Origin of the sequence: Streptomyces albiaxialis (genome assembly GCF_039530985.1) — a bacterium.
Classification (GTDB): domain Bacteria; phylum Actinomycetota; class Actinomycetes; order Streptomycetales; family Streptomycetaceae; genus Streptomyces; species Streptomyces albiaxialis.
In genome coordinates this window covers 113,769-121,438 of the sequence record NZ_BAAAPE010000008.1, presented here as the reverse complement: position 1 = coordinate 121,438, position 7,670 = coordinate 113,769, and the positions used below count along the sequence as shown (strand labels likewise).

Genomic DNA, 7,670 nt, shown 5'->3' with positions numbered 1-7,670 from the left:
AGGGGCGCGGGGAACTGCGCGAGCGGCCACGATGGCGGCGCGGTCCGCAATGCGCGGTGAGGGGCAGCCCCTGCCCGGCACGTGGGTACGCGCATCGGCCCCGGCGGATCGCCGGGGCCGACACGTGCCTGGGGGAAAAGCAGGTCTCACACCTGGGCCGGGACTTGTTGTGGGCCCTTCTCCTGCAACTGGAAGTAGGCGCTGGCCAGGACGCGCTGGGTCAGGCGGTCGCTGCGGCCCACCACCCGGTACAGGCCCCGGCGGAACGTACCGCCGACCGGCTCCCGCAGCGCGAACAGCCGCTCCTGGCGGAGCTGCAGCGCGCGCGACTTGTGGATGAGCGCCTCGCGCGAGGACTGGAACTCGCGCGAGGCGCGCAGCAGCGCGTCGGGGCCGCCGCCCTCCTCGAACGCGCCGCGGACCAGCGGGGCGAGCGTCACCGCGTCGATGATGGCGTGGTTGACGCCCTGCCCCAGGATCGGGGTGAGAGTGTGCGCCGCGTCGCCGATCAGCACCAGGCCCGGCATCGACCAGCGCGGCGCGGTCGTCGTGAAGATGTCCAGCATGGAGGTGTCGGACCAGGCGCGGACGTTCTCCCGTACGGCCGTGGAGAGTTCGGGGGCCAGCGTGTCCAGCCGTTCGTACAGCGCGTCGAGGCCCTGGGAGCGCAGCTCGCGCAGGCCGCCCTTGCGGATGTTGAAGCCCACCCGGACGCTGTCGGGGCGAGTGGGGATGAACAGGCCGTGCTGGTCGCCCGCGATCCGGATGCGGTACGTGCGGTCGTCCCACTCGGCGGGGAACGGCAGCTTGAGCCAGACCACGTCCCGCTCCAGCGGCATCCTGCGGTACGGCAGCCCCGACATCTCGCGGACCTTGCTGAAGCGGCCGTCGGCGGCGACCGTCAGCTCCGCGCGCACCGTGCGGGTGCCCCCGCGGGTCCGGGCGCGTACGCCCGCGATCCGGCCGTCGTCGCCGCGCACCAGCTCCGTCGCGGTCGCCCGCTGGAGCAGCGTGAACCCGGGATGTCGCGCGCCCTCCTCGGCCAGCGCCGTCAGCAGCGCGGGCTGCGGCATCTCCACCGGGTACGGGTAGGGGTAGGGGAACGTGGAGAAGTCGGCGCGCAGCACGGGCCGGCCCGCGTCCTGGATCTCCATGTGCCGCATCTGCTGGTAGTCGTCGGCCAGCCGGTCCAGCAGGCCGAGCCGGTCCAGCAGCCAGACCGAGTCGGGCGAGACGGACTCGCCGCGGAACGAGCGGTCGAAGCGGGCGCTCTGCTCCAGCACGACCACCGACACGGAGCGGCGCGCCAGCTCCAGCGCGAGCGTCAGCCCGGCGGGCCCGCCGCCGACCACACAGACCTGCGTCTCCAGAGTCTCGGGACCCTCGGGCATCGTTCCCGCCTCTCGCCGTGGATGGGGTTGGGCGCCCCAGGCTGGGCCGGTGGGCTAAAGAGCCCCTTGCGCCCTCACGCCCCGGCGGGAGGGGGCACCGAGTTCGGCTCCACGTGGGACTTCAGGGCGGTGTTGAGGTCGGCGAAGCCCCGCTCGCTCGCGGTGATGATCTTGTGCATGAAGGGCACCAGCGCGCCCGAGAAGCGCTCGCTCTGCAGCACGTCCGTGCCGCCGTCGCGGGGGGTGAGGCGGAAGGTGTGCACGCCGTCGAAGACCCCCGGCATCCCGAACCGGCCCCGCCAGCGCAGCATCTCGCCCCGCTCGCACACCAGCATCGTGGGGCGGAAGACCATCTCCATGCCGCCCCCGGGCAGCTTGAAGCGCAGCTTCAGCCGGGTCCCCGGCTCGGCGCGCCCCTCGGCCTCCACCAGGAACGGGTTCCACTCGTGGAAGCGCGCGAAGTCCGCGAGGACGTCCCACACCCGCTCGGGCGGCGCCCCGATGTGGATGCCGCTGGCGATGCCGCGCGAGAACACCCCCCTCTTCCCGCGTGCTTCGGAGATGACGGTCATCGTCACGTTCCTTTCGGGAGTCGGGCGTACGAGCCGCGACCAGGGTCCCGTGGCGCGCTCGAGGATCGCTTGTGCAAGGCGGCCTTAAGCAGGGCCGGGGACGCTGCCGCGGCCCGATACCACCGTTCAGGAGTGAGGACGACACCGTGGCAGCACCTGCACCGGCGAGCACGGCACTGGAGCGGCTGAGGGAGCTCCACACCACCGGGAAGCTCGCCGTCGAGTACCCCTCCGTGCCCGGACTCCTCGCGGAGCTGGACCCCGCCGGCCTGGCCCGCGCCGGGCGGCTCCTCCAGCGCGTCCCCGTCGAGGAGATCGAGGCACGCCACCCCGGCACGGCCCCCGTCACCGCCGCCCTCACGGGCCACGGCACCCTCGACGGGCTGACCGCGCCGCTGACCGGGCAGCTCGCCCGGCACGGCATTCCGCTGCGCGTCACCGTCGGCGACCACGACGCGTGGCTGCGCGACCTGCGCGACACCGGCAGCGCCCTGTACGCGGAGGGCACCGAGCTGGCCCTGTGTGTCCTCGACGCCGAGGTGGTGTTCGGGGAGCTGCCCGTGCCCTGGCGGGTGGAGGACGTCGCCGAGGCCGCCGCCGCCAAGCTGGAGCTGCTGGGCGGCCTGGTCGAGCGGCACGCCGCGCACGCCCCCGGCACGCTCGTCCTCAACACCCTGCCGCTGCTGCGCACCCACACCGCGCAGCTCGCCGACCACCGCTCGCGGGCCGAACTCGGAGCCGTGTGGCGGGAGTTCAACGCGGGCCTGCTCCGGCTCACCGCCCGCCACCCGCGGCTGCACGTCGTGGACCTCGACCCCCTCGCGGCCGAGGGCGGCCCCGTGCGCGACACCCGCCTCGCCGCCTACGCGAAGGTCCAGCTCGGCGAGGAGCTGCTCGGCCGCTACGCCCGCGAGATCGGCCACCTCGTGCGCACCCTGCGCGGCCGTACGAAGAAGGTCCTCGTCGTGGACCTCGACAACACCCTGTGGGACGGCGTCCTCGGCGACGACGGGCCCGACGGCATCGCCGCCGCGACGACCTACCGAGGCGAGGCGTTCGGCGCCTTCCAGCGCGTCGTCAAGCAGCTCGGCGCGCAGGGCGTGCTGCTCGCCGTGTGCAGCAAGAACGACGAGGAGCCCGTGCGGGAGGTGCTGCGCGGCCACCCCGACATGACGCTGCGCGAGGACGACTTCGTGCGCGTCACCGCCAACTGGCAGCCCAAGGACGGCAACCTCCGCGACATCGCCGCGCGCCTCAACCTCGGCATCGACAGCTTCGTCTTCGCCGACGACTCGCCCTTCGAGCGGGGCCTGGTCGCCGAGAACCTCCCCGAGGTCGCCCTCGTGCCCCTCGACGACGAGCCCGCGCTGCACGCCGAACGGCTGCTGGCCGACGGCTGGTTCGACGTGCGGGAGCTGACCGCCGAGGACCGGCTGCGCGCCGGGCAGTACCGCTCCGACGCGGAGCGCGCCGACCTGAGGGAGAGCGCCGGCTCGATGGAGGAGTACCTCGCGGGCCTCGACGTACGGGTCGAGGTGTCGCCCGCGCGGGACCACGAGGTCGCCCGGCTCGCGCAGATCACGCTGCGCACCAACCAGTTCAACCTGACGACGCGCCGCCTCCAGCAGGCCGACGTGCAGCGGATCCGCGAGGACGGCGACGCGCTCGCCCTCGCGATCCGCTCCCGCGACCGCTTCGGGGACAACGGGGTGGTCGGCGCGGTCTTCGCGCACCGGGCCGACGGCGCGCTGCACCTGGACAACGTCCTGCTGAGCTGCCGGGTCTTCGCCCGCGGCATCGAGCAGGCCGCGCTGGGCGCGCTGCTGCGCCACGCGAAGGAGACCGGCGCCGCGCGGGCGTACGCCGCGTACCGGCCCACGGCGAAGAACGCCCGCTACCGGGACTTCTGGACCACGCTCGGCTTCGTCCTCACCGAGGAGCACCCGGACGGCGCGCTGTCCTTCACCCACTCCCTGGAGACCCTCCCACAGCTCCCGGAACACGTGGCGCTCACCGCCGGATTCTGAGGGCCGGGGCGCCGGTCCGCGCAAGTGAACCCTTAGGGAACCGGGCGACCCTCGCTTCGTCCGACACATCCTCGTCTGAGAGGTCAGGGAACGACGTGACAAGCACAGGCTTCCGCACGTTCACGGAACTCGTCCTGGCGCGCGCAGAAGCGCTCGGTTCCGAGGACTCGTTCATCTTTCTGCCGGACGACGCCAGCGGTTCGGGCCCCGAGCACCTGACGTACGCCACGCTCGACCAGGAGGCCAAGCGGATCGCGTCCTGGCTCCAGGCGAACGGGGCCGAGGGCCGCCAGGTCCTGCTGCTCTACCCGCCGGGCACCGCCTTCGTGAAGGCGTTCGTCGGCTGCCTCTACGCCGGGGCCGTCGCCGTGCCCGCGCCCCTCCCGACCGAGCAGGGCCAGCACTTCGCCCGCGTGTCCGGGATCCTGCGGGACGCCGAGGCGCGCGCCGTGCTCACCGACACCGGCAACGCCCCGGAGATCGCCGCCTGGCTGGCCGCCGAGGGCATGACCGAGGTGCTGTGCCTGGCGACCGACCAGGGCCCCTACGGCGACCCCGGCGCCTGGCACGAGCCGGGCCTCGAACCCGACAGCCTCGCCTTCCTGCAGTACACCTCCGGCTCCACCAGCGAGCCCAAGGGCGTCATGGTCTCGCACGCGAACCTGATCGCGAACCAGCAGGCGATCCGCAACTCGGTCGGCTCCCACGAGCGTTCGCGGTACGGCGGCTGGCTGCCCTTCTACCACGACATGGGCCTCATCGGGCACATCCTCCAGCCGCTCTACCTGGGCGGATCCGCCGCGCTGATGTCCCCGGTGTCGTTCCTCAAGCGGCCCTTCCGGTGGCTCCAGATGATCGGCGACTACGGCGTGACGATCGGCGGCGGCCCCAACTTCGCCTACGACCTGTGCCTGCGCCGCGTCACCGACGCGCACATGGAGACCCTCGACCTGTCCACCTGGGAGGCCGCCTGCAACGGCGCCGAGCCGATCAGGGCCGAGACGATCCGCGCGTTCACCGAGCGGTTCGAGCCCGTCGGGTTCCGGCCCGAGACGTTCTTCCCCTGCTACGGGATGGCCGAGACGACGCTGCTCGTCTCCGGCGTGCCGCGCGGCACCCGCCCCGTGGTGCGCGGGGTGGACGCGGCCGGGCTGGAGCGCGGCGAGCTGGCCGGCACGCGCGAGGGCGCACCCGTCAGGGAGCTGGTCAGCAGCGGCGTCGTCAGGGACTTCGACGTGCGCATCGTGGACCCCGAGTCCTGCGAGGAGCGGCCCGAGGGGCACGTCGGGGAGATCTGGGTCAAGGGCGACAGCGTCGCGCGCGGCTACTGGAAGCGGCCGCTGACCAACAAGGAGATCTTCGACGCGGAGATCACCGGCGGGAACGCGGGCTGGCTGCGCACCGGCGACCTCGGCGCCTTCGAGGGCGGCGAGCTGTACGTCACCGGGCGCCTGAAGGAGATCATCATCTTCGCCGGGCGGAACCTGTACCCGCAGGACATCGAGAGGGCCGTGCAGTCCAGCGACAAGGCCCTGGGCGCGGGCTCCGGTTCGGTGTTCGCCGTGGACACCGACCGCGAGCACCTGGTCGTCCTCCAGGAGGTGCGCACCAGCGCCGTCAGCACCGACCTGCGGACCGTGGCGACGGGCGTGCAGCGGCTGATCGGGATGGAGTTCAACGTCCCGGCCGGCAACGTCGTCCTCGTCCGGCCCGGCACCATCAAGAAGACCACCAGCGGGAAGATCCAGCGCACCGCGATGCGCAAGCTCTTCCTGGAGGGCGCCATCACCCCGCTGTACGAGGTGCTGGAGCCCGCCGTGCGCGAGCTGGTCTCCGACGCCACCGACCGCCCGCTGGAGCCGGTGGTGTGACATGGACCATCCGCCCTACCGGCTCGCCGAGGACCTCGACCGGTACCTCGGCGACCCCCGGGACCCCGCCGAGGAGTTCTCGTACGCGCGCTGCGTCGAACTCGACGAGAAGGAGGAGTTCCCCGCCGCGATCTGCGCACGCCTGGACCGCTGGGGGCTGCCCGGCTACTACGTGCCCGCCGAGCACGGCGGCAGCATGCGGGACTACGAGCAGATCCTCCAGCTCTGCCGCGCGGTCGCCCGCCGCGACCTGACGGTCGCCATCGGGCACGGCAAGACCTACCTCGGCGGCGTCTGCGTCTGGGTCGCCGGTACGGCGGAGCAGTCCGCGGCGCTCGGCGGCGCGATCCGCGCGGGCCTGCCCGTGTCGCTGGCCCTGACCGAACGCGCCCACGGCAGCGACCTGCTCGCCGGGGACGTGCGCGGCACCCCGGTCGGCGGCGATGGCGACGGGACCGGCAACAGCAACGGCCACGGCGGCTGGCGGGTCGACGGCGAGAAGTGGCTGATCAACAACGCCACGCGGGGCAGCCTGCTCTCCCTGCTGACCCGCACCGACCCGGCGGGCGGCCCGCGCGGCTTCAGCGTCCTCCTCGTCGACAAGCGCACGCTCGCCCGCGACACCTTCCGGCACGTGCCGAAGGTGCACACCCACGGCATCCGCGGCGCCGACATCTCCGGCATCGCCTTCGACGGGGCCCGGGTGCCCCGCGAGGCGCTCGTCGGCACCGAGGGCGGCGGCATCGAGACCGTCCTCAAGGCCCTCCAGCTCACCCGCACCCTGTGCGCCGCGCTCTCGCTCGGCGCCGCCGACCACGGGCTCGCGCTCGGCCTGGACTTCGCCGAGGAGCGCGAGCTGTACGGGCGGCGGCTGATCGACCTGCCCCAGGCCCGGCACACGCTCGCCAACTGCGCGGCCGACGTGCTGCTCCACGAGGCCCTGGCCCTGGTCGCGTCCCGTGCCGTGCACACCCAGACGGACGAGATGAGCGTGACCTCCGCCGTCACGAAGTACCTGCTGCCCAGCGGCACCGAGGCGGTGCTCGGCGACCTGACGCGGCTGCTGGGCGCGCGCGCCTTCCTCAAGGGCGTCCACGCCGACGGCAGGTTCCAGAAGGTTGAGCGGGACCACAGGATCGTGGGCCTCTTCGACGGCAACACGCTGGTCAACCTGAACTCCCTGGTGAACCAGTTCCGTTCGCTCGTACGCGGCCACCGTCGCGGCACCGGCGACCGCGAGGGCGCGGCGGCGGCATACGACCTGTGCGCTCCGCTGCGCTCCCTCGACCACGCGCGCCTCTCCCTGGTGGCCCGGCGCGGCAGCGGCGTCCTCGCCTCGCTGCCCGGCTCGGTCGCCGCGCTGGAGCGGCGGGCCGCCGCCGACCCGGCGCTCGCGCCGACCGCCGCCCGCGCCCGGCGCGTCCAGGAGCTGGCCGACGCGCTGCACGCCGAGATGGCCACGCACCAGGACGCCCTCGCCGAGGTCCCCGAGGCGGCCTTCGCGACGGCCCGCCGCTACGCCCACTGCTACGCGGCCGCCGCCTGCCTGGGCCTGTGGACCGCCAGCGCCGACGCCGTCGCCGACGGCCCCACCGGGGCGCTGTGGCGGGACGGGCTGTGGCTGCGCGCCGCGCTCGACCGGCTGCTGCCCCGGCTCGGCGCCCCGGCGGCCGGGGACCCGGAGACCCGGGAGGAACTGCTCGACCGTCTGCGCGCGGCCCGCCGCGACGGTGCGCTGTTCTCCCTGCTGCCCCAGCGGACGCCCCGCGGAACGACCGGCCCGCGCGCCGGAGAGAGCTGAGAGGACCC

General features: G+C 73.7%; 5 protein-coding genes. 3 read left to right on the top strand and 2 right to left on the bottom strand.

What is annotated here, in order from left to right:
- Positions 1-146: 146 nt before the first annotated feature.
- The gene (locus ABD343_RS16740; RefSeq protein ID WP_344528834.1) at positions 147-1,391 is read right to left on the bottom strand and encodes an FAD-dependent oxidoreductase; all 1,245 of its coding nucleotides are present in this window, start codon (positions 1,389-1,391) and stop codon (positions 147-149) included.
- Positions 1,392-1,465: 74 nt separating this feature from the next.
- Complete coding sequence (locus ABD343_RS16735) at positions 1,466-1,963, bottom strand: SRPBCC family protein (RefSeq protein ID WP_344528832.1); 498 nt, start codon at positions 1,961-1,963, stop codon at positions 1,466-1,468.
- A 146-nt stretch (positions 1,964-2,109) separates the two neighbouring features.
- Between ABD343_RS16735 and ABD343_RS16730 the strand changes: the two genes are divergently transcribed.
- From ABD343_RS16730 to ABD343_RS16720, 3 genes are all read left to right on the top strand, one after another.
- Positions 2,110-3,990, top strand: a complete 1,881-nt coding sequence (locus ABD343_RS16730) for an HAD-IIIC family phosphatase (RefSeq protein ID WP_344528830.1) — start codon at positions 2,110-2,112, stop codon at positions 3,988-3,990.
- Positions 3,991-4,085: 95 nt separating this feature from the next.
- Positions 4,086-5,861, top strand: a complete 1,776-nt coding sequence (locus ABD343_RS16725; RefSeq protein WP_344528828.1) for a fatty acyl-AMP ligase — start codon at positions 4,086-4,088, stop codon at positions 5,859-5,861.
- A 1-nt stretch (position 5,862) separates the two neighbouring features.
- Positions 5,863-7,662 (top strand): acyl-CoA dehydrogenase family protein, encoded by a 1,800-nt coding sequence (locus tag ABD343_RS16720; RefSeq protein ID WP_344528826.1) that lies wholly within the window; start codon positions 5,863-5,865, stop codon positions 7,660-7,662.
- Positions 7,663-7,670 lie beyond the last annotated feature (8 nt).

What these genes read in the sequence shown, in the direction of transcription:
- ABD343_RS16740 (WP_344528834.1), bottom strand. Translation starts at nt 1,391, where the DNA reads ATGCCCGAGGGTCCCGAGACTCTGGAGACGCAGGTCTGTGTGGTCGGC.
- ABD343_RS16735 (WP_344528832.1), bottom strand. Translation starts at nt 1,963, where the DNA reads ATGACCGTCATCTCCGAAGCACGCGGGAAGAGGGGGGTGTTCTCGCGC.
- ABD343_RS16720 (WP_344528826.1), top strand. Translation starts at nt 5,863, where the DNA reads ATGGACCATCCGCCCTACCGGCTCGCCGAGGACCTCGACCGGTACCTC.